Origin of the sequence: Streptomyces lateritius (assembly GCF_014649715.1) — a bacterium.
Lineage (GTDB): Bacteria > Actinomycetota > Actinomycetes > Streptomycetales > Streptomycetaceae > Streptomyces > Streptomyces lateritius.
In genome coordinates this window covers 17,673-38,790 of record NZ_BMTO01000010.1, presented here as the reverse complement: position 1 = coordinate 38,790, position 21,118 = coordinate 17,673, and the positions used below count along the sequence as shown (strand labels likewise).

Annotated in this window: 21 protein-coding genes and 2 pseudogenes; 11 read left to right on the top strand and 12 right to left on the bottom strand. The window is 68.6% G+C overall.

From position 1 onward, the window contains the following. Positions 1-56: 56 nt before the first annotated feature. Positions 57-1,946, top strand: coding sequence for a helix-turn-helix domain-containing protein (locus IE136_RS21035; protein ID WP_189601111.1), 1,890 nt, complete (start codon positions 57-59; stop codon positions 1,944-1,946). Between the two features lie 67 nt (positions 1,947-2,013). Here IE136_RS21035 and IE136_RS21030 read toward each other — a convergent pair whose 3' ends face one another. Beyond that, positions 2,014-3,384 carry an MFS transporter gene (locus IE136_RS21030; protein WP_158984773.1) on the bottom strand — a complete coding sequence of 457 codons (1,371 nt, stop codon included), beginning with the start codon at positions 3,382-3,384 and terminating at the stop codon, positions 2,014-2,016. 766 nt (positions 3,385-4,150) lie between these two features. Here IE136_RS21030 and IE136_RS21025 point away from each other — a divergent pair. After that, on the top strand, positions 4,151-4,534 hold the full coding sequence (locus IE136_RS21025) for a VOC family protein (RefSeq protein WP_189601110.1): 384 nt from the start codon (positions 4,151-4,153) through the stop codon (positions 4,532-4,534). Further along, the gene (locus tag IE136_RS21020) at positions 4,531-5,424 is read left to right on the top strand and encodes a sigma-70 family RNA polymerase sigma factor (protein WP_158984769.1); all 894 of its coding nucleotides are present in this window, start codon (positions 4,531-4,533) and stop codon (positions 5,422-5,424) included. Before IE136_RS21025 ends, IE136_RS21020 begins: the two co-directional genes overlap by 4 nt. Positions 5,425-5,698: 274 nt before the next feature. Here IE136_RS21020 and IE136_RS21015 read toward each other — a convergent pair whose 3' ends face one another. The 3 genes from IE136_RS21015 to IE136_RS35875 form a co-directional block, all read right to left on the bottom strand. Continuing rightward, complete coding sequence (locus IE136_RS21015; RefSeq protein ID WP_189601109.1) at positions 5,699-6,088, bottom strand: ATP-binding protein; 390 nt, start codon at positions 6,086-6,088, stop codon at positions 5,699-5,701. Between the two features lie 952 nt (positions 6,089-7,040). Then, positions 7,041-7,436 carry a transposase gene (locus tag IE136_RS35880; protein WP_229819003.1) on the bottom strand — a complete coding sequence of 132 codons (396 nt, stop codon included), beginning with the start codon at positions 7,434-7,436 and terminating at the stop codon, positions 7,041-7,043. Beyond that, a complete protein-coding gene (locus IE136_RS35875; protein WP_198422431.1) occupies positions 7,433-7,882 on the bottom strand; it encodes a transposase in 450 nt (149 codons plus the stop codon). The genes IE136_RS35880 and IE136_RS35875 overlap by 4 nt, the downstream gene beginning before the upstream one ends. A 247-nt stretch (positions 7,883-8,129) precedes the next feature. Between IE136_RS35875 and IE136_RS21005 the strand changes: the two genes are divergently transcribed. Beyond that, on the top strand, positions 8,130-8,645 hold the full coding sequence (locus IE136_RS21005; protein ID WP_158984765.1) for a GNAT family N-acetyltransferase: 516 nt from the start codon (positions 8,130-8,132) through the stop codon (positions 8,643-8,645). Positions 8,646-8,843: 198 nt separating this feature from the next. On the opposite strand, the gene IE136_RS21000 is transcribed toward IE136_RS21005, so the two are convergent. Together IE136_RS21000 and IE136_RS20995 are read right to left on the bottom strand one after the other, a co-directional pair. Further along, on the bottom strand, positions 8,844-9,146 hold the full coding sequence (locus IE136_RS21000; protein WP_229819002.1) for an SUKH-4 family immunity protein: 303 nt from the start codon (positions 9,144-9,146) through the stop codon (positions 8,844-8,846). 930 nt (positions 9,147-10,076) lie between these two features. Continuing rightward, positions 10,077-10,409 carry a winged helix-turn-helix transcriptional regulator gene (locus IE136_RS20995; RefSeq protein ID WP_158984761.1) on the bottom strand — a complete coding sequence of 111 codons (333 nt, stop codon included), beginning with the start codon at positions 10,407-10,409 and terminating at the stop codon, positions 10,077-10,079. A 158-nt stretch (positions 10,410-10,567) separates the two neighbouring features. On the opposite strand from IE136_RS20995, the gene IE136_RS20990 reads away from it, so the two are divergent. Together IE136_RS20990 and IE136_RS20985 are read left to right on the top strand one after the other, a co-directional pair. Then, positions 10,568-11,458 carry an NAD(P)-dependent oxidoreductase gene (locus tag IE136_RS20990; RefSeq protein ID WP_189601108.1) on the top strand — a complete coding sequence of 297 codons (891 nt, stop codon included), beginning with the start codon at positions 10,568-10,570 and terminating at the stop codon, positions 11,456-11,458. A 192-nt stretch (positions 11,459-11,650) separates the two neighbouring features. Further along, entirely contained in the window at positions 11,651-12,523 is an 873-nt protein-coding gene (locus tag IE136_RS20985; protein ID WP_189601107.1) for an NAD(P)-dependent oxidoreductase, read from the top strand. Between the two features lie 176 nt (positions 12,524-12,699). Here IE136_RS20985 and IE136_RS35870 read toward each other — a convergent pair. Continuing rightward, positions 12,700-13,434, bottom strand: a pseudogene (locus IE136_RS35870) (Tn3 family transposase). 65 nt (positions 13,435-13,499) lie between these two features. Between IE136_RS35870 and IE136_RS20970 the strand changes: the two are divergent. Continuing rightward, positions 13,500-14,270, top strand: coding sequence for an SAM-dependent methyltransferase (locus IE136_RS20970; RefSeq protein ID WP_158984751.1), 771 nt, complete (start codon positions 13,500-13,502; stop codon positions 14,268-14,270). Between the two features lie 200 nt (positions 14,271-14,470). Here IE136_RS20970 and IE136_RS20965 read toward each other — a convergent pair whose 3' ends face one another. Continuing rightward, the gene (locus IE136_RS20965) at positions 14,471-15,418 is read right to left on the bottom strand and encodes a quinone oxidoreductase family protein (RefSeq protein ID WP_189601105.1); all 948 of its coding nucleotides are present in this window, start codon (positions 15,416-15,418) and stop codon (positions 14,471-14,473) included. A gap of 75 nt (positions 15,419-15,493) precedes the next feature. Between IE136_RS20965 and IE136_RS20960 the strand changes: the two genes are divergently transcribed. Both IE136_RS20960 and IE136_RS20955 read left to right on the top strand, forming a co-directional pair. Further along, on the top strand, positions 15,494-15,985 hold the full coding sequence (locus IE136_RS20960) for a MarR family winged helix-turn-helix transcriptional regulator (RefSeq protein WP_189601104.1): 492 nt from the start codon (positions 15,494-15,496) through the stop codon (positions 15,983-15,985). Between the two features lie 354 nt (positions 15,986-16,339). After that, positions 16,340-17,839 carry a DHA2 family efflux MFS transporter permease subunit gene (locus IE136_RS20955; protein WP_189601103.1) on the top strand — a complete coding sequence of 500 codons (1,500 nt, stop codon included), beginning with the start codon at positions 16,340-16,342 and terminating at the stop codon, positions 17,837-17,839. Between the two features lie 93 nt (positions 17,840-17,932). On the opposite strand, the pseudogene IE136_RS35865 reads toward IE136_RS20955, so the two are convergent. The 4 genes and pseudogenes from IE136_RS35865 to IE136_RS20940 form a co-directional block, all read right to left on the bottom strand. Continuing rightward, positions 17,933-18,086, bottom strand: a pseudogene (locus tag IE136_RS35865) (TetR/AcrR family transcriptional regulator); the annotation flags it as partial. Between the two features lie 35 nt (positions 18,087-18,121). Beyond that, a complete protein-coding gene (locus IE136_RS20950) occupies positions 18,122-18,469 on the bottom strand; it encodes a hypothetical protein (protein WP_189601102.1) in 348 nt (115 codons plus the stop codon). Between the two features lie 76 nt (positions 18,470-18,545). After that, complete coding sequence (locus IE136_RS20945) at positions 18,546-18,800, bottom strand: alpha/beta fold hydrolase (protein ID WP_189601101.1); 255 nt, start codon at positions 18,798-18,800, stop codon at positions 18,546-18,548. Between the two features lie 210 nt (positions 18,801-19,010). Then, positions 19,011-19,154: a hypothetical protein gene (locus IE136_RS20940; RefSeq protein WP_189601100.1), complete on the bottom strand. Its 144-nt coding sequence runs from the start codon at positions 19,152-19,154 to the stop codon at positions 19,011-19,013. Positions 19,155-19,374: 220 nt separating this feature from the next. Between IE136_RS20940 and IE136_RS20935 the strand changes: the two genes are divergently transcribed. Together IE136_RS20935 and IE136_RS20930 are read left to right on the top strand one after the other, a co-directional pair. Next, positions 19,375-20,322: a GlxA family transcriptional regulator gene (locus IE136_RS20935; RefSeq protein WP_189601099.1), complete on the top strand. Its 948-nt coding sequence runs from the start codon at positions 19,375-19,377 to the stop codon at positions 20,320-20,322. Between the two features lie 150 nt (positions 20,323-20,472). Continuing rightward, a complete protein-coding gene (locus tag IE136_RS20930) occupies positions 20,473-21,099 on the top strand; it encodes a DJ-1/PfpI family protein (protein ID WP_189601098.1) in 627 nt (208 codons plus the stop codon). Positions 21,100-21,118 lie beyond the last annotated feature (19 nt).

The window sequence follows — 21,118 nt, the reverse complement described above, 5'->3', positions numbered from 1 at the left end:
CCAGGGTTTTCCACAGGGCTGGTGCCACCACCCGTACGGCAGGTATCCCTGTGTCCATGTCCCAAGAACAGGTCTCCTACCTGGAACTGCTCGCACGAGGAGCCGCGGCGGAGGCGTACGACCGACCCGTGCTGCTCGCCCGTGCGAGCGGCGCGGGCCCCGAGGCGCTGGCCGAGCTCGAGAAGGCCAAGCAGCTCGCCCTGCGCGTGCGGGCGGAGCTGGAGGGGAGACGGCGGCGAGAGGCTGAGCTCTCCGCCCTCTTCGAGACCGCCCACGACCTCGCGGGACTGCGCGACCTCGACGCGGTGCTCCGCGCCATCGTCCAGCGCGCCCGTTCCCTCCTCGGTACCGAGGTCGCCTACCTCAGCCTCAACGACCCCGCCGCCGGCGACACGTACATGCGGGTCACCGAGGGTTCGGTATCCGCCCGCTTCCAGCAGCTCCGCCTCGGCATGGGCGAGGGGCTCGGCGGCCTCGTCGCCCAGACCGCCCGCCCCTACGTCACCGACAACTACTTCGACGACGCCCGCTTCCAGCACACCCGCACCATCGACTCGGCCGTGGGGGACGAGGGGCTCGTCGCCATCCTCGGTGTGCCGCTGACCCTGGGCAGCCAGGTCATCGGCGTGCTGTTCGCCGCCGACCGGCGCGCCCGGGTCTTCGAACGGGAACAGGTCGCCCTGCTCGGCTCCTTCGCCGCGCACGCCGCCGTCGCCATCGACACGGCCAACCTGCTCGCCGAGACCCGGTCCGCCCTGGCCGAACTGGAGCGGGCCAACGACATCATCCGCGAACACAGCGGTGTCATCGAGCGCGCCTCGGAGGTTCACGACCGCCTCACCGAACTCGTCCTGCGCGGCGGCGGTGTCCACGACGTGGCCGACGCGGTCTCCGAAGTCCTCGGCGGCAGGGTGGAGTTCATCGAGCGCGGGCTCGACACCGCCAAGCTCGCGGACGGCCACGCGCTGCGCGACGGCGACCGCTGGGTGGCCGCCGTCTCCGCCGGCGGCGAGAGCTTCGGCGCCCTCGTCCTGCACGGTCAGCCCGACCTCGACCCCGTCGACCAGCGCACCCTGGAGCGCGCCGGCCTGGTCACCTCCCTGCTGCTGCTCGCCCGCCGGTCGGCGGGCGAGGCCGAACAGCGGGTACGGGGCGAACTCCTCGACGACCTCCTCGACGCCCCCGACCGCGACCGCCGCCTGCTGCGCGAACGCGCCGCCCGGCTCCGTACGGACGTGGACGCGCCCCATGTGGTGCTCGCCGCCCGCATCGACCGGGCCGGGGCCGGGGGAGAGGCGGACAGCGGCGTACGGGAGAGCGCGGACCGGCAGCGCCTGTGGTCGGCCGCCTCCCATCTGGCCGCCACCCACGGGGGCCTGGCCTCCGCGCGCGACGGGGGGACGGTGCTGCTCCTGCCGCTCGGGCCGGGCGAGAGCGCGGCCGAGCTGGCCCGGCAGACCGCCAAGCACCTCGGCGGCGCGCTGCGCGAGCCGGTCACGGTGGGCGCCTCGGCCCCCGTCGACTCGCCCCTCGCCCGGCCGGGCCGGGTCGCCGCCGCGTACGGCGAGGCCCGCCGCTGCCTGGACGCGCTGCGCCTGCTGCACCGCGCGGGCGAGGGCGCGGCGGCCGAGGACCTCGGTTTCCTCGGCCTGCTGCTCGCCGACACCCGGGACATCGAGGGCTTCGTCGACCGGACGATCGGCCAGGTCGTCGCGTACGACCGGCGTCGCGGCACGGACCTGGTGCGGACGATGGACGCGTACTTCGCGAGCGGGATGAGCCCCGCCCGGACGAAGGACGATCTGCACGTCCACGTGAACACGGTCGCGCAGCGCATCGAGCGGATCGGTCGCCTGCTCGGCCCGGACTGGCAGTCGCCGGCCCGGGCGCTGGAGATCCAGCTCGCCCTGCGGCTGCACGCGATGTCGGCCGCGGTCGCCCGCTGAACACGTCGAAGGCGCCGGCCCCTTACGGGACCGGCGCCTTCCTCGTGCGTGCCGTGGCGGTGCGATCTCAGGCGTCGGCGCGGACCGGCGCCGCGTCCACGGGGGCGTCCTCGGCGACCTCGGAGAGGTCGCGGTTGCGTGTCTCGCGGGCGCAGCCGATGGCGACGATCGTGAGCAGCGCGGCGGCGATCACATAGAGGGAGATCGGCGTCGAGGAACCGTAGTCGGCGAGCAGCGCGGTCGCGATGAGCGGCGCGGGCGCACCGGCGGCGACGGACGAGAACTGCGCGCCGATCGAGGCGCCGGAGTACCGCATGCGGGTCGCGAACATCTCGGAGAAGAACGCGGCCTGCGGCGCGTACATCGCTCCGTGCAGCACCAGGCCCACCGTCACCGCGAGCAGCAGCGATCCGAAGCTTCCGGAGTCGATCAGCGCGAAGAACGGGAACATCCAGGCGCCGACACCGATCGCGCCGATCAGGTAGACCGGCCGGCGGCCGATCCGGTCGGAGAGCGCGCCCCAGGCGGGGATGACGGCGAAGTGGACGGCGGAGGCGATCAGGACGGTGTTCAGCGCGGTCTGCTTGGAGAGGCCGACCTGGGTCGTCGCGTAGACGAGGATGAACGCGGTGATGACGTAGTAGGAGATGTTCTCCGCCATGCGGGCGCCCATCGCGATCAGCACATCGCGCCAGTGGTGCTTCAGCACGGCGACCAGCGGCATCTTCTCGACCTGCCCGGCGGCGGCCTTGCGCTCGGCGGCGGCGGCGAGCGCCGCCTTGAACACGGGCGACTCGTCGACCGACAGCCGGATCCACAGACCGACGATCACCAGCACACCGGAGAGCAGGAACGGTATGCGCCAGCCCCATGAGAGGAACGCCGCGTCGGAGAGGAGCGCGGTGAGCGCGGACAGCACACCGGTCGCGAGCAGCTGACCCGCCGGCGCCCCGGTCTGCGGCCACGAGGCCCAGAACCCGCGCCGTTCGGCGTCCCCGTGCTCCGAGACGAGCAGCACGGCCCCGCCCCACTCGCCGCCGAGCGCGAACCCCTGCACCAGCCGCAACACGGTGAGCAGAACGGGAGCGGCGGACCCGATGGTCGCGTGCGTGGGCAGCAGGCCGATCGCGAAGGTCGCCCCACCCATCAGCAGCAGGCTCAGCACCAGCAGCTTCTTACGCCCGAGCCGGTCACCGTAGTGCCCGAAGACGAGCGCGCCCAGCGGCCGGGCGGCGAACCCGACCGCGTAGGTCAGGAAGGACAGCAGCGTCCCGACCAGCGGATCGGACTCGGGAAAGAACAGCTTGTTGAAGACCAGCGCGGCGGCCGACCCGTACAGAAAGAAGTCGTACCACTCGATGGTGGTGCCGATGAGACTCGCGGCGACGATGCGCTTGAGGCTGGAGGGGGCTGGCGGAGCGGTCGCGGGGGTGGACATCGGCACCACTTCCTGGCGTGTGACGGGGACGTTTGCGTGTCGCCATACCGTAGGAACGTGCAGGTCAGGGGCGTATGTGGCGGGACACCATAGTTCTGGGGTCGGGTGTGCGCGGGGCCACCATGCGAGGCATATCGGCGCTGGTTCGAGGGCCATTTCGAAGAGCGATGGAGGGCTGCCCGAGTTGCACTGTTCGGCATGTTCTGGAGGCCCGGTGTGGACTCCCGTGCCGGTTTGGTGCTGACCTGAAACCGCACGTCAGCACCCCTGATCACCTGTCCCGTGCTGACTTGGTGCTGACTGCGCGGCGTAGAACTCCGACATTCGGCATGGATCAGGCGTGGCAGTGGATCAAGTCGGACGTGACCCATGCAGCCACAGGACCAGTGAGGTCGGTCCCCAGGCGAAGACCGAAGTCCGCCCCCACCGTGGAAGGTTCAGTCAGGGAAAATGCGTTCGTCAGCCGGGTCATTCCGATGATCTGCGCGGAAGGGAAGCAGAGAGGTAGGCGTTGTTTCTGGGGCGGATTAAGGCCAAGGGGTTCAAGTCGCTGCTGGACATGGATGTCCCGCCGCGCCAGGCCGTCACCGTGGTTGTGGGCGAGAACAACGCCGGCGTGCATGAACTCTGGTCCTTGGATCGCCGGCGTCCTTGACCGCCGCGTGCCGTGGCGACCTCCCCTGTTACCTTCTCCAGTCAGCACTCGTCATAGGTGCGATGGCCGCATACGAACGGTCGTCACACCAACGAGTGAATCGATAACAGGTTGCTGACCAACATCATGTACGTGACGATCTACGTCACCGATCAGGACCGCGCGCTGGAGTTCTACACCGAGCGACTCGGCCTGGAGAAGCGGCTCGACTTCCCGGGGCCCGACGGACGTTTCCTCACCGTCGGCGTTCCCGACAGCCCGGTACAGATCATCCTGTGGTCGCATGCGCCGGCCGCGGGACAGCCGGGCGGCGCAGGCGCGCCCGGTCCGCTGATCCTCGAATCCGAGGACTTGCGAAACGACTTCGAGATCATGCGCCGACGCGGCGTCGTCTTCGAAGAGTCCGAACCTGTGGACTATCCGTTCGGGGTCCGCATCGAGGCGGTGGACCCGGACGGCAACCGGATCTCGCTCCGTCAGCAGCTCAAGCCGTGACCGCCCACCCGCCCGGCCACGTGACCGAGGCGTTCGAAGCCCAGCGCGACCGCCTCCGCGCCGTCGCATACCGCGTCCTTGGCTCGCACGCCGACGCCGAGGACGTGGTCCAGGAAGCCTGGATGCGCCTCGTCCGCCAGGACGAGGCCACCATCGGCAATCTGGCGGGCTGGCTGACCACCGTGGTCGGCCGAATCAGCCTGGACCTCCTGAGATCCCGCCGAGCCCACCCCGAAACCGCCTACGAGCAAGAATTCGCGAACCTCGTGGTGACACCCGACGATGCCCCCGCGCCGGACGAGCAGGTGGCGCTGGCCGATTCGGTCGGCCTCGCCCTGCTCGTCGTGCTCGACTCGCTCACCCCGGGCGAACGCCTGGCGTTCGTCCTGCACGACATGTTCGCGGTCCCGTTCCAGGAAATCGGCCAGATCCTGGGCAAATCCACCGGCGCCACCAAGATGATCGCCAGCCGTGCCCGCCGCAAGGTCCGAGCCACGGACCGGCCGGCAGGCCTCGGCGGCGGGCATCGGGAGGTCGTCCAGGCATTCCAAGCCGCCGCCGCCAGCGGCGACTTCGAGGCGCTCCTGCGCGTCCTCGACCCGAACGTGAAGCTGACCGTCGACACCCCCGACGGCGTGGTCGTCACTCTCGGCGCCACCAAGGTCGCCACCGGCGCCCGCATGTTCTCCGGCGAGGTCGCCCGCCACCGACCCGTGCTGCTCAACGGCATCCCCGGCCACATGTCCTGGTGTTCCGACGGAACCCCGCTCTCTGTCATCGCCTTCACCGTCATCGGAGGCCGAATCACCGGCATCCACATCGTCGTCGACCCGGCCAAGCTCGCCTCGATCCATCTGCCCGCCCCGGACAGAGCAGGTGAAGAAGAATGACCTGTCGAGGAGAACTCGCAGGCCGCCGCATCCAGGAGACGTCCACTGCCAGGGCCGGTAGGTCCAGGAGCTGCGCGAGGCCCCTGAGCAAGCCTCAAGCCAGGCCGGGGGCAGTGCCCTCGTCCCGCCACGTTGACTGGTCGAGGCCGCCGAGCAGCGAGGACAGCTCCTGGCCACAGCAACGAGCGGGCTCGGCCGCGTTGACAGCAGTCATGGGCAAGAGCGCTCCAGGGGCGGCAGGGCCGGTGCCCCGGCCGTCCCCTGCGCTTCAGCGCTACCGGGGGAGTAGGGCGCGCACGGGCTTTCCTCCGGTCGCCCGGCGGGTGACCGCGGTCGCTGTGGCGAGTCGGTTGACCATGGGCCAGCCGAAGCCTCCGGTGCCGCCGTTGAGGTCTGGGGTGCGCATGCGCGGGACGTGCGGGCTGTAGTCGTGCACGGCCACCTCAATGCTGCCGGGGTTGGCCGTCAGGTCAAGGGTGCGGGTGCCGCCGCCGTGGCGAAGGGCGTTGGTGACGAGCTCCGAGACCCCCAGGAGCACGGTGTCGGCGGCCTCGGATGCGAGCGTGGGCACGAGCCCTTCGAGGAAGAACCGGGCGCTGTCACGTGCCACGGCGGCGGACCCGGCGGGGCGGTCGGTCGCGACGTCGACGCTCATCGTGTCCATCAGGTCCCCTGGTCTCTGGATCGCCCATGCCCGTTCCGCCATGTCCGCTGCATGCGCCCCGACATGCAGCGGTTACCCCGGTGTGACCGCGCTGTACCTCACGCGCGTCACTGTTCGACGTTGATTACCTCACTGCCGGACACACAAAAATCTATCGTGGCTGGAGTAGACATTGGGTGGTGGTGTGGTTATGGTTTCTCTCGTAGCCCAGAAAGACAGCAGGGCCTGGCAGAGACGAACTGCCGGCAAGCAGTAGCAGCAGTACACGTAGTTGCAGGACGGTGCGGCGGTGGATTTCCGAAGCCAGGGTGGTTGCAGGACGGCGACGGGGCTGACGGCCGGACCGAGTGGCCCGCAGTGATCAGGGGCCGCCATCAGCGGGGCCGCGGTCATGGCAGTTGCGGTACCCGTGAGTGCAGTTCGTAGTACCCAGCAGTGAAGCAGTACGCGGTACCTCGGTGAAGGCGTCGGGCTGCGGGCGCGCGCACCGGGAAGTTCGGCAGTGGGGTTCTAAGCCAGAGCAGACGCAGGATGGGCGACGGGGCTGGCTGCCGAAGAGTGACGCTGTCACAGGTCGCTGAGCTATTCGCATCGCCCGCAGTACGCAGTACCCCGATGGTAGGAAGTTGATCACCGAGGGAAGAACGGAGGAACGAAGCACCATCAGGATCGCCCGGACGGAAGTCTCGAGTCCGGGTACCGCAGGACATCGATAGTGAGGTGGTCTCCGGTCAAGCAACCGCGATCCCCGCGCTCCCGGCAGCAACTGGGTCGGGTACGCGGACACAAAAGGCCGGCGCGGTATCACGGTCGGCACGTGGTGTAGAAGTTCCTTCGGGGCCCTGGTGCCGTACGGCACCAGGGCCCCTCCATGCATTGCAGATCAAACGCAAGGCACCAGGGCCAGTCGTAGCGCGAGTCAGACCACCGCCCGGAGCGGCACCGAACATCCTCACAGTCGTAGCGAGTGGCCACCGCCCGGAGGTGCTTGATTCTGTTGATCGCCCGCTCGACAGTGTTCCTGGTTGTACCGGATCTTGTCGAAGTGGGCGGGTCGGCTGCCACGTGAACCTCTGCGCAGGCGGGCCGTCGTGGTATCGCTCTTCTCCGGGAGCACGTGCCGGATACCGCGTCGCCGCAGGTAGGCGCGGATCACGCCGTTGCTGTATGCCTTGTCGGCGCCGACGCTCTCCGGGACCCGCCGTGGCCTGCCGACGCCGCGCCGGGGGAAGCGGATCTCGTCCATGATTCGCTCGAGCTGGGTGCAGTCCGCCCGCTGCCCCGGAGTGATCACCAGGGAGAGCGGGCGGCACTTGCCGTCCGCACTCAGGTGGAGCTTGCAGGTCAACCCGCCGAGCGAGCGGCCGAGGGCTTCGCCTGGAGCACCGCCCCCGCCGGGAACGGGCGCGGGCGCATGTGCACCTGCAGGGTGAACTGATCTTTACGCGGCCCCTTTCGAAGCACCGGACGTTGCCGGCGGCGGGTCTTCATGGGCCCCCTGCGGCGTGCTGGTGGGCGCGGATCGAGGTGGAGTCGATGTTGATATTCCAGTCGATGTCGCCCGTGGCGTCGGCGTCGGCCTGGACGTGCTGGAGCAGCTTCTTCCAGGGTCTGCCACGGGCCGAAGCGTTCGGGTAGCTCGCGCCAGTGGCAGCCGGTGCCGAGTCGATGGATGATCCCGTTGATCACCTGGCGGGCGTCCCGCCACCGGCCGCACCGGTTGTTGTTGCCCTGGTGCGGAAGCGGTTCCAGGACCGCCCACTCGTCGTTGCTGAGGTTCCCTCTGCTGAGCATGATCAGAGCAACGAGCCGCCGCGCGAAGGGATACGACCTTCAGCGAGCGAAAGCCCCGGTCAGCAGCCCGGAAAGGAGTTGCCCCGGCCGAGGAGGGGCTACTACCCTCACGCCAGCACGACAGACGCGTGATCTCGGGATGAGGGGGTTGATGAATATGGCTGCCGTTGGCCGTCATCAGCATGCCCTCATCCGGCCCGTGCGATAACAGAGCGCGGCCGGTCGTTTCAACGACCAGGAGAGACACATGTCTTCCTCTTCTTCACCCGTCCACGCCGACGTAGTCACCAAGCGCCTCGTTCTGCGGCCCTGGACCAGGAGCGAGGCCACCGCGGTCCTCGACGGCACCTGGTCCTCGCACTGGGCGGACGACTTTCCCTCCGAAGGCGATCGCGTGGTCGCGGGCCTCTTCGAGCAGTATCCCGACTGGCTCGGCCCCTACGGTCACCGTCTGGTCATCGAGCGCGACAGCGGCCTGGTGGTGGGCTCCATCGGCCTGTTCTGGCCGCCCAGCGAGGGGGTCCTTGAGATCGGCTACGGCATCGTGGCCTCCCGGCGTGGCCGAGGCTATGCCCCCGAGGCCACCAAGGCCCTCGCCGACTTCGCCCTTACCTTGCCAGATGTCCACACTGTGTCCGCCGACGTGGAACTGTCGAACCCGGCCTCAGTCCGAGTACTGGAGAAGGCCGGCTTCCGCCGTTGGACGACCGGGGAGAACGTAGTCAAGTTCAGGATCTCGAACCCGGACCGCGATCTGCGCTGATTGCGTGGGGTCCTGGAAGCAATGCCCTCCAGGACCCCACCGCGGTCGCTGAATTCCCGGGCTACCAGCGTGATCGGAGAGACGGGACCGTCACGGGGCGGCTCACTTGCAGTGGGTGGTGGCGGGAGTGGCGGTGAGGCTGTCGATGCGGGCGATGTCGTCCGGTTCGGTGCTCGCCCAGGCGACGGTCCAGCACGTTCAGACCATTCCAGGACCGGGCACGAGGTCGCCATGGCGGTTCTGGGAGAGCCGGTAGAGCGACCTGCCGTCTGACGTCTGGAGTACTGGAGCTGTTTCCACCTGGAACGATATGTACTCGATCAACTGATCAACGATGGGGATCCCGACATCAACCAGTAGTGCTTTCTGTTCCTCGGGGATCTGCCAGCTCGACACGACTGCCGAGTCTGCCCTTGTAACGTTCCCGGTGCCGGCCCAGGCGGTGAGCTCGTCAAACGTTGTCGTCAGAGTCCCTCCGCGGCTGGCTGCGATGCGGACCATATCGAGCAGGGCTGACAGACACGTGGCCCCATCGGGGACGACACACTCCTCAGTGGTCGCCGGGGGCGTATCGGCTCCAGGTTCCGCCGGCCTCGGTGACCAGGCGGGTGGTGGTCTTGTCGTGATAGCCGAGTGCCTTCGCGATGACGGGGGCGGGGCCTGGAGGACGAGCTGTCGGATCGCGGAGGTCCTGCCGCGCTGTGGCGGGACGCCGATCTCACGCAGATGGACTTGGAGGCTGACGGGGGTCATCGGCTGTCCGGGCTGGCGGCCGGGGAAGAGCCACTGTGAACTTCGGCTGCTGGCGTAGGGCAGGTGCTGGCGGGACTGGATGTAGGCCCGCATCAGGTCGGCGACGGGCTCCGGCAGCGGGGACGGCGGGGTCTCCCAACTGGATGGTGACGGTGGTCTCGTCGTCGGTGACGTCGTCGATGGTGAGGCGAACGATGCGGCTGACGGGTTGCGCGTAGAGGAGAACGAGCGCGGCGGCGACCCTGGCCCGCATGGGCAAGGAGTCGTCGTTGAGGACCCGGCGGACCATCGCGAGCCGACGGTGCTGATGCAGCGGTTCCGGGTCATGGGTGATGACGGCGGGCGGCAGCGTGAGGCGGGACATCCGAGCAACTGTCCGTGGGTCGAGACGCGGGCGTACCCCGACGAGCGCGCCCCGCACTGCGGGGACCGGGGCGAGGAGATCGGCGGTGTCGCCGTCCGAAGGCGTCTTCACCCGCGGGATCGTACAGAGAACGGTGGCTCTCAAGTTCTCGCGCACACCGTCTTTTTGACTCCGTTTCTCGCACTCGTTCCGTAGCCGTTCCGGCCGCAGGTCCGCCGCTTACTGATCTTGTTGCGGAATCGGTCGATTCTCGAACACGAGAGTGTCCGAGAGGTTCCTCCGGCGCGTCACGTGCCGGAGGAATGGAGGACTGGCTAGGGGATGGCCTCGATGCGCTCCATATGCTCCTCGCCCCACTCCCCGAGCGGTGCGAGTGCCGTGTTGAGGGAGCTGCCGAACTCGGTCAGCGAGTACTCCACCTTGGGCGGGACCTGGTGGTAGACCTCGCGGTGCACCAGGCCACTGGCCTCCATCTCCCGGAGTTGAAGGATCAGCATCCTTTCGCTGATACCGGGCACCGCCCGCCTCAATTCTCCGAAACGCAACGGCCCCTCCTCGCCGAGCGAAAACAGGATTAGCCCCTTCCACTTACCGCCCATGACGGTGATGGCGGCGTCGAGCCCGCAGATATAGGTCCGCTTGGTCATCAGAACTCCTACTGACAAAAGTGTGGGTACCGAACAGAATTGTAGGTACTTGATCAAATGTGTGCGGGGCTTCCAGAATGGAATTGGGAGCCGCGCCTGACGCGCTGATCGGCGATTGCGTGGCTGCTCAACCATCCGACTGCTGACTGGAGTGACGCATGACCAAGGATGCCCCCACACCCGTGACCGTCGTCGGGCTGGGGTCGATGGGCCGGGCGCTGGCCGGAGCGTTCGCCGACGCGGGGCACCCGACAACGGTGTGGAACCGCACGCCGGCCAAGGCCGCACCGTTAGTGGCCAAGGGCGCCGTCCATGCCCGGGCGGTGGAGGCCGCGGTCGAGGCGAGCCCGCTGATCATCACGTGTCTGACCACCTTCGAAGACACTCGCTCCGCCCTGGAGCCGGCTGCGGCGGCGCTGTCCGGGCGTGCCCTCGTCACTTTGAACAGCGGTTCGCCCGCCGCCGCCCGCGCCATGGCCGATTGGGCGACCGGCCGTGGCGCCCGGTTTCTGGCCGGAGCGGTCAAGAACGTGCCGGAGGCCGTGGGAGCGCCGGACACGCTGTTGTACTACAGCGGAGACAAGACGGTGTTCGACGAGTACGAGACGACGCTGAAGGTACTGGGCGGCGACACCGTCCATCTCGGAGATGAGACCGACCTCGCCGCCCTGTACGAGATGGCCGTGGGCGCGATGCTGCTGCCCGCACTCGTCGGTTTCTTCCAGGGGGCCGCGGCCGTTCAGGCTCGTGGGCTGGAGGCGAGCAGCATGGTGCGGTTCGCCGGGAAGTGGCTGGACATGATCAAGTCTCTGCTGCCGGTCTACGCCACGGAAATCGACGGCGGTGATTACACCGATACCGCCTCCTCCGTGAACCTCTTCCTCGCGGGCGCGGCCCATGACATGGAACTGGCCAAGGAGGCGAACGTCGACGTGGCCTGGCTCGCTCCGCTGCACGACCTGGTGGAGCGGGCGGCTGCGGCGGGTCACGGCGACCACAGCATCTCGGCCCTGACGGAAGTACTCAGGAAGCCGGCGCAGAAGGCGTGATACGACAGCTGTCCCGAGGCGCGCGTTCCCGCGGATCCGTCCATGATCTCGGTCACCGTCACGCCGCCTGCGACAGGCTGCGGCGGCCACCCGGCCTCGAAGGTGTCGGCACAGGTCGTTCGGTGAGGGAACGGCACGTTCAAACCTCACCCGGAAAGACATTCAGGCTTTGATGTGATGTTGAGGGGTGTTATGAGCAAGCGCGATGTAACGGTCATTGGGCTCGGACCGATGGGGCGTGCGATGGCGAGCGCGTTCCTCGGCAGGGGTTACCGGGTCACCGTCTGGAACCGGACTGCAGGCAAGGCGGACGAGTTGGCGGACGAGGGAGCCGACCGGGCCGCCACGGTCCACGGCGCGCTCGCCGCGAGCGAACTGGTGATCCTCAGCCTGACGGACCACCACGCGATGTATGCCGTCCTTGAGTCGGCCACCGATGCGCTGTCCGGCCGGGTCCTCGTCAATCTCAGCTCGGACACGCCCGAGAGTGCCCGCAGAGCTGCGCGGTGGGCGTCAGGACACCGCGCCCGGTACCTCACCGGAGGTGTGCAGGCTTCACCCCCGGGCATCGGGCAGCCCGGGTTCTGCACCTTCTACAGCGGGCCCAAGGAGGTATTCGACGCGCACCGGGAGGCTCTGGAGGTGCTTACCGGCACGGACTACCGCGGCGAGGACCCAGGGCTGGCGGCGTTGTACTACCAGGTCGGGATGGACCTGTTCTGGACGACGGTGGTCGGCTGGCTGCACGCCCTCGCACTGGGGAATGCCCACGGCGTCTCGGCCGAGGAGATCCTGCCGTCTGCATCATCCGTTATGTCAGGAATGCCAGACTTCCTGGCCTTCTACACACAGCGGATCGACGCGGGTGAGTACCCGGGCGACATCGAAAGGCTCGCCATGGGTGTGGCGAGCGTCGACCATGTCCTGCAGACCGCCAAGGATGCGCGGGTCGACACCTCGTTACCGTCGGCGGTCCTGGAGATTTTCCGGCGAGGCACAGCAGCCGGCCATGCCGACGACAGCGCGACCAGCTTGATCGAGGTCCTGAAGAAACCGGACGCATAGCCACTTCGCGCCGGTCCGGCTCACGCGCGGTCTCAATCGGCACCGCCAATCCCGCTGTCTCCTTGTTGGCCCCGTCCTACTCAAAGGACGGTACTGGTGAGGCTCGTCATCAGCTGACCGGAGAAGTCAAGGCGGCGCGCTATCTATGGTGGCTGTTCCGCACCGCCCCCTCAGCCTTACGGCCTGCTCCGCCCGTCATCGCGGTCGTCCGGCTCGTCGTCTGCGTGCGGGTCGCGTAGCTCGCGCCGCCCCGGTACTGCGGGCCGCCGGGTGAAGGCGTAGCGGCCGAGGAAGTCGATGTGGTCGTACTGTAGCGGGGACAAGCGGGCGAGGAGCTCGTCGGTGACGGGGAAGCCGTCGGCAGCCAGCTGCTTGACGGCGGCGTCGAGGTAAAGGCTGTGGAACAGCACCACAGCGTTCAGGGCCAGGCCGAGCGCGCCCAGCTGGTCCTCCATGCCCTCGCGGTAGTGCTGGCGCAGTTCACCTCTCTACCCGAAGAAGATCTTCCGAGCGAGGCGGTGGCGGGCCTCGGTGACGTTGAGCTGGGCTTCGACCATTCGGCGGTATCCCTCGTCGGAGACGAACTGGAGCAGGTGCAGGGTCCTGTAGATCCGCCCGCACTGCGCGAAGGCGTCTCCCAGTCCGGTGGGCTTGCCGTCTCGGGAGAGCAGGCGGATCAGGTCGCGGGCGTGGACCTCGCCCAGAGTGAGGGAGCCGGCCACGCGGAGCATGTCGCCCCAGTGCGCACGGACGCGGTCGAGGCGAACGGTGTGCTTAAACACCGGCTGGAGCGGTCCGTGGTCGCCCGCGGTGTTCGTCCGCCACAGCCGCGCGTCGGAGATGCGCGATACATCAACATGCGAGCCCACCAGTCCCGAGGGCCGGGATCGACTGTTGCCGCGCCTGCACATGGGCGGGGAGTCGAAGCAGTGAGGCGAAACCGGGTTGTGCCCGGAGCGATGATCGGCTTGGGTTCGTGCTCGTGACTGCCTTGAATGATCTCGTACGTCCGGACCGCTATCCGCGCTCCTCCCGCTATGACCCTGGCTGGTTGCTCAACCTCGCCATGGGGCCGAACCCGTTGTGGATGCTGGAGGACCTCGCCCAGGACCTTGATCTGCGCCCGGGGATGCGGATTCTCGACCTCGGTTCCGGCAAGGGCGCCACGTCGGTGTTCCTAGCCCGCGAATATGGCGCCCGGGTCGTCGCGGCCGACTTGTGGATCGCCCCCGAGGATGCGGCAGCCGTTTTCGCCGACGCGGGTGTCGGCGATCAGGTGGAGGCTGTGCGAGCGGAGGCGCACGCCTTGCCGTTCGAGGAGGAGAGCTTTGACGCCATCGTGAGCGTCGACGCGTTCGAGTACTTCGGTACGGCAGACAGCTACCTGCCCTACCTGGTCCGGTTTCTCCGCCCTGGCGGACAACTGGCCATGGTGACTCCCGCCATGACACGGGAAGTCCGTGATCTCGGGGCCATCCCGTCCCACATCAAGGACGTGGTGGGCTGGGAAGCGATCGCCTGGCACACGGCGGAGTGGTGGCGCTTCCAGTGGGCGATCACTGAACTGGTGGAGGTCACGTCCGCGCGGCTACAGCAGGATGCCTGGCAGGACTGGCTGCTGTGGACCCAGGCGTGCGCCGAGCATCAGCCGGACGGCCAGAGCGCCAACCAGCCGGTCATCGACATGCTCACCGCAGACGGCGGAGAGTTCCTCTCCTTTGCTCTGGTAACCGCACGCAAAAACTAGGTGGTCAACTCCGAGAGCCCTGCGGGGACTTGACGGATCGGTGTGGCTGTGTGGGGCGCGGCACGCTGGGCATCGGCCAAGGCCGCTGCCCAGCGGTGATGAGGTCATATGCGAGTTGCTCCCGCGTCCGAGGTGATCACTTCTGTCCTGGCGGGGTTCATCGCGGGAGCCGCTTCGTGGTCGGCGCTTTCTGCGTGTCGTCAGGCGACGCGGAGGATGCTTTTGCCGTGGGTTGTGCCCTCGGCGAGGCGCTGCACGGCCATGGCCAGGTCCCCGAGGGCGTACTCGGTGGTGATGTCCATGCGAACCTTGCCGTCGGCGACGAGGCCGAGTGCGCGGCGGGCACTGTCGGCGAGCCGCTCGGGGTGGGTCTGGCTGAGCAGGTTGCTGTTGTAGGTCAGGAGTGACTTGCCGTGCATGAGAAGGTCGTTGGCGTTGGCCAGGACGGGTTGGTACGTGGCGAGGTTGCCGTATGCCACCAGTCGGCCGTGTGCGGCGAGCTGCTCGAGGCCGGCGGTGCGGGTCGAGCCGCCGACCGGGTCGAGGATGACGTCGGGCTTCTCGTCGCCGAGCTTGGCCGGGAACTCCTCGCGGAGCAGAAGCTGGTCGTACCCGAACTGCGCGGCGTAGTCGGCCCTGTCGGCAGTTCCGACCACGCCCACGATCCGGCCTGCTCCGGCCAGTCGGGCGAACTGCGCGGCGAGCGTGCCGACTGAGCCGGCGGCGGCGTGGATCAGCACGCTTTCCCCGGGCCGCACGCGCGCGGCTGTGTTGATCAGGTCGTAGGCGGTCGGTGCGCCCCACCCAAGACCTGCGGCTTCCCTCAGCGGCATGCTGCCGATGTCGAACGTGAGCGTGGCGGGTGCCAGGACTACCTCGGCGTAGGCGCCTGAGGTGGTCAGCGCGGTGACGGCCTCACCGACACGGCGTGCGTCGATACCCGCGCCGACGGCGACGATGTGCCCGGATGCCTCGAACCCAGGGACAAAGGGGCGCGGTACGGGGAAGTGGCCGTCCCGGACCATGGTGTCGCCCCACTGGATCCCGGCGTAGGCCACGCGGATCGCCACTTGCCTGGGGCCGGGGGTGGGCTCGTCGAGTTCGGCGACCCGGTAGTGGTCATCGGTGCCGAGAATGACAGCCTTCATGGTTACAGCCCCCTGTGTTGACTCAGTATCCTTACAGTCGAGAACGCTAGGTGTATAAGGTTCCTGAGTCAACCCATGGACCTGTCAATGAAGTGGGAGTACGCGGTGAAAGCCCCGATCGAGAACGACCTCTGCACCCGGATCAGGCGGTCGGAGCAGGCGTTGATGGCGCACCACGAGGCAGTACTGCGTGCCTACGGACTGACCATGACGCAGTACACCGTGTTGCTGATCCTCTCGCGCGAAGGCGGCATGTCCGGCGCCCAACTGGCCCGGTCCTGCGGCGTCACCCAGCAGAGCATGAGCAGCGTGCTGACCAACATGGAGACCAAGGAACTGATCCGCCGCGAGACGTCCCCCGTGCACGCCAAAGTGCAGATCGCCACCCTCACCGACGCGGGTCAGGCGCTGCTGGACCGCGCCTACCAGGAGGTGGTCATCCTTGAGCGCGCGCTCACCGACGCGTTCACGCCCGCCGAACACGCCGCACTCTGCGAACTTCTGGAACGCGCCACCACCGTCCTGACCCAGCAGACGCGCCACGCGACAGCCCCGCCCGCCACCTGAGCCTGCGGCCGCCACGCGCGGGATCCCCATTCGGCGTAGCCTCTCTGGAAGATTCAGTCACCCGCCTGCGATGCCTGCCTGTTCTGCCGTGCCCGTGGTGCTGACCGTCGCCGAGCGCCACCGTCTGAAGAAGATGGGCTACGGCCACAAGACCCCGCATCAGGCCGCCGGCGGACAACTATCATCTCGGTGCCGGCCTGCCAGGAGCCGTACCCCGGCCGGTCCGGTCCGAAAATGGTTTGAGCCTGGGCGGCGGCACCGGCAGGATCGGGTGACACCGATGAGTTCTTCCCGCCGCCGTGGTCTGTCAGTGTGTCACGCCCCACGGAGGGCACTCACCTGACGGAAGGCGCCATGCTCGCACCACACGCAACGCCCACCCTCTCGCCCGCCCGCGTCACCGCCGTGCTGCGGATTCTCGTGCTGTCCACGTTCGTCGTTCTCCTCAACGAGACGATCATGGTCAATGCGATCCCGCGGCTCATGCGCGAGTTCGAGGTCACCGCGGCGGCCGCCGGGTGGCTGTCCACGGCCTTCATGCTCACCATGGCCGTCGTCATCCCGATCACGGGGTGGTTCCTCCAGCGCGTGACAACTCGGACCGCATTCGGCCTGGCCATGGCACTGTTCCTCACCGGCACGGCGCTGGCCGCGGCCGCGCCCGCCTTCCCCGTGCTGCTGGCCGCCCGCGTCATCCAGGCAAGCGGCACCGCCGTCATGATGCCGCTGCTCATGACGACGTTGATGACCCTCGTGCCCCCGCACGACCGCGGCCGGGTCATGGGCAACATCACCCTCGTCATCTCCGTCGCACCCGCCCTCGGCCCGGCGGTCTCCGGTGTGCTGCTGCAGCTCGGGACATGGCGGCTGTTGTTCCTGGCCGTGCTGCCCATCGCCGGAGCCATGGCTGTATTCGGCCTGCGCCAACTGGTCAACATCGGCGAGCCGAAGGCCGGCCCGATCGACTGGCTGTCCGTCCTTCTGGCGGCAGCGGGCTTCGGTGCCCTGGTCTACGGCCTGAGCGGGCTCGGCGCCGGGAACGCCGACCAGGCCACCCTGCCGCCGTCGGCCACGACCGTGGTCGGTGCCGTGCTGGTGGGCCTGTTCGTATGGCGACAGCTGTCCCTGCAGCGCACGTCCACGCCGTTGCTGGACCTGCGCAGCCTGACGTTCCGTCACTTCTCCGTGGCGCTCGCCTTGATGTGCCTGTCGTTCATGGCCCTGATGGGCGCGTTCATCCTGCTGCCGATCTACCTGCAGGACGTGTGCGGCCTGACCTCGCTGCAGACCGGGCTGCTCCTCATCCCCGGCGGCCTGACGATGGGCCTGCTCGGGCCGCAGGTCGGCAAGCTCTACGACCGGCTCGGCGCACCACGCCTCGTCGTGCCCGGAGCCGTACTGACAGCGCTGTGCCTCGCGCTGTTCGCCTTCGCGGGCGAAGAGACCTCACCGTGGCTGGTGCTCGCCCTGCACGTGGCCCTGAGCGCCGGTATGGCGTTCGTCTTCACCCCGATCTTCACCTCCGGCCTGTCCGTACTGCCGCCTCACCTCTACGCGCACGGCTCCGCCATCCTGGGCTCGCTCCAGCAGGTCTCGGCAGCCGCCGGCACCGCCCTGGTCATCAGTGTCATGTCGGGACAGGCCGCCACGGCAGCAGCCGATGGCGCCGACACCACCGGAGCCCTGGCCGCGGGCATCCGGTGGGGGTTCGGCATCGGCGCCGTGCTCGGCGGACTGACCGTGCTGGTCGCGCTGTTGGTCCGCACCCCGCCCGCTCCGCAACAGCCCGCCGCGTCGGAGGCCCAGGAGGAAGACGGCACCACGACAAGCAAAACCGCCCCCACACCCACCTGACGCCCTGGACGATCGGCCCGGTGGTCGCTGCGACGAAGGGGGGCGCGGTGGCCTCGACGCCCGGCCGAACCGGCCGGGCGGGGCGGGGCGGGTTCCGGGAAAGTGACCGAACAGGGTCCTGGCGCACGACACCGGATGCCCGCGCGAGCTCCTCCAGAGCGACGTCTTCCGGGTTTCGCCCGAGTTCTTGGCGGGCGGTGGCCGGAATGCGCGCCCGATGGGACCGCGTGCGGGCGATCGGAGGCAGCTGTGTGCCCGATCCGGTCTGGATGGTGCCCCACCTCACCCGGGAGCGCTCTGCGGCGCGGGGCAGGCTTCGCTGGGTGGTCTCGGCACGAACGCCTTGCTCGCGGCGGTGAAGGCGGTTGTCCAGTCGGACGTGATGATGCTTGCGACGTATCCGTCCGGGCGGATGAGGATGAGTGTGTCGCCGGTGATGCCGTAGATGCTGGTCAGTCGGCCGGTGCTGTCGGCGAGGGTGCCTTCGTCGTCGATTCGGTGCCCGGTGCGGACGGCGTAGCGGCGCAGTTCGGCGCCTTCGGCGGGCCAGGGCAGCTCAGGCAGCGCCTCGGTGGCCTCGGGGCCGAAGGCCAGAAGTGTGAAGTGCGGTCCTTGGTAGGCGACGGACATCGCGGGCGGAGCAGGGTGCGTCCGGCGCTCGATCGCCGAGGGAAGCGGTCTTCGCCCCTGGCGACGTAGGGACGGCTCATGACGGGTTGCCGAGGAATTCGAGAAGGGCGTCGGCCACTTCGGCGGGTGCTTCCTCCGGCAGCAGATGACCGACACCGGGGAGCACGACGTCCCGGCTGTCCGGGATGTCCCTGGCGAAGTGCTGGCCGTCGACGCGGTCGCCGCGCAGGATCAGAGTGTGCGCGCGCAGCCGGCGGAGTTCAGGCGTCCGGTCGACCTGGTCGGTCCTGGCGAGGGCGATGAAGGCGGCAGAGTTCCCGGGCCGGCTCATCGTGGCGTGTATGCGGTCGACCATGGCTTCCGGCACGGGGAAACAAGACCCCACCATGCTCCGCACGTTCCGGGCGAACCGGTGGCGGACACGGGCTGCCCGCCCCTGGCTCCTCTCGTCGGCGGATACCGGAGTCGGTGCCGGTCACCTTCGTGCGTGCTCCGAGTCTTTGACCGTGGTGGCCTCTCGCCGATCGGCCACCCCGTGCGTTCACGCGTCCAGGACCAGGCCGGTACCGGTGAGGCAGCAGTCGATGAACTCCGGTCGGTAGTGCGGCATCATGAGCTTGCGCTCGACGGACCGGGTCAGCTGGATGAGATCGACGGCAGCAAGGTTGCCGATGTCGCTGACCATGCCGGGGGCATCCCTTGGCTGTCTCCCTCACCGAGACATCGGAGCGCCTCGCAGCGCGGGCGCGGTGAGCGAGCCGCTGCCCCCGTGGGGTCGCTGATGAGCTGGCCGAGGGTGCCGACGGGCTGCCGGTCAAGTGAGCTGCGGCGTAGGCGACTTCAGGCGTCCCAGGCGCGGGCGGCTCGACCAAGGGCTTCACGAGCGTGGCGTAGGCTCCGGCCGTATGCACACGGTTGCCGTTCTTGCGCTCGACGGTGTCTCGGCCTTCGATCTGTCCATTCCCTGCCAGGTGTTCGCGCTCGCCACCGGACCTGGCGGAGCACCTGCCTACGAGGTGCGCGTCTGTGTCGACCGGGACATGACCACGACCGCCGGGCCGACGGAGCCGTTCCGGATTTCCTCCTCGTACTGCTGGGACGATGCTCTTGACGCCGACACGGTCATCGTCCCCGGGATTCCCGCCGACCGGGTCCCAGACCTGCGAGCGGTACGCGTGTTACGGGAGGCGGCGGCCGGCGGGGCGAGGGTCGCGTCCATCTGCACGGGGGCCTTCGCCCTCGCGCACGCCGGACTTCTGGAAGGGCGCAGGGCGACGACGCACTGGCGCTTCGCCGGGACTCTGGCGGAGCGGTTCCCCGGAACGAGCGTCGATCCGTCCGTCCTCTATGTCGACGAGGGACAGGTGCTCACCTCGGCGGGAATCGCCGCGGGCCTGGACCTGTGTCTCCACATGGTCCGCCGCGACCACGGCGCGGCGGTCGCAGCGGATGCCGCGCGGGTATTGGTGATGCCGCCCCAACGAAGCGGAGGGCAGGCGCAGTTCATCGAGTACCGCACGCCCGACGACGACTCGTCCGACCTCGGCGAGACCTTGCAGTGGATGCGTGCCAAGCTGAGCGAACAGTTGTCCCTGGCCGACATCGCCGCACACGCGATGATGAGCCGACGCAGCCTGGCACGGCACTTCCGCGCCCAGACGGGCACCACCCCCCTGCGCTGGCTGCTCACCCAGCGCGTCCAGCGCACCAGGGAACTCCTCGAGACGACAGATCTTCCTCTCACACGAGTCGCGCAGGAGACCGGGTTCGGATCCGTCGAGACGCTCCGTCACCACTTCGCCCGCCAGGTGGGCACGACACCATCGGCGTACCGGACCGCTTTCCGCCACTGACGGTGCTCCGCGGCCTGGCCGTATCTTGCGCACCAGAGGCACGCACGCCCGTGTCGGTGATCACGGGTCGACGCGAGACTGAGGGCGTTCTCACTTCCCGGCCTGCTCCGCTCCGGGATCCCCGTCGTCCCGCCTCACGGAGGACCCCTCATGCCTTCCCGCTCCGAGCGCTCCCGAACCGCTCGCCCCCTCCGCGTCCATACCGTGCTGTACGACGGTGCGGAAGAGCAGGACTTCGCCGGCCACGTAGAGGTGTTCGGCATCGTCGGCGAAGAACGCCTTGTGCAGTCCTTCGTCACCGTGGACGGTCCCCGTCGGGTGACGACGTCCGCCGGCATGGAGATCGTGTGCCGGGACGCCTGGTCGCCACGTTCCGCGGACGTCGTCATCGTCCCCGGTGGCGGCTACGGCGACGGCTCAAGCATCCAGCGGGAGATCCGGCGCGGCACCCTGCCCCGAGCGCTGGCGGCCGCCCGCCGGGACGGCCTGCTCCTCGGGGCGGTGTGTACCGGCACCATGCTGCTGTCCGCCGCCGGACTCACGGCCGGACGACGCTGCACGACCCATCACATCGCCTTGGACGACCTACGGGCGCAAGGCGCACACGTGGTCGGCGGCAGGGTCGTCGACGACGGCGACCTGGTCACCTGCGGTGGTGTCACCTCGGGCATCGACCTGGGAATCTGGCTCCTCGAGCGGTTCTTCGGCCCGGACGCGGCCCTGTTCGCCGAGGAGGTCCTCGAGTACGAACGTCGGGGCATCGTGAACGGCGCATGACAGGGCCCGTGGATCATTT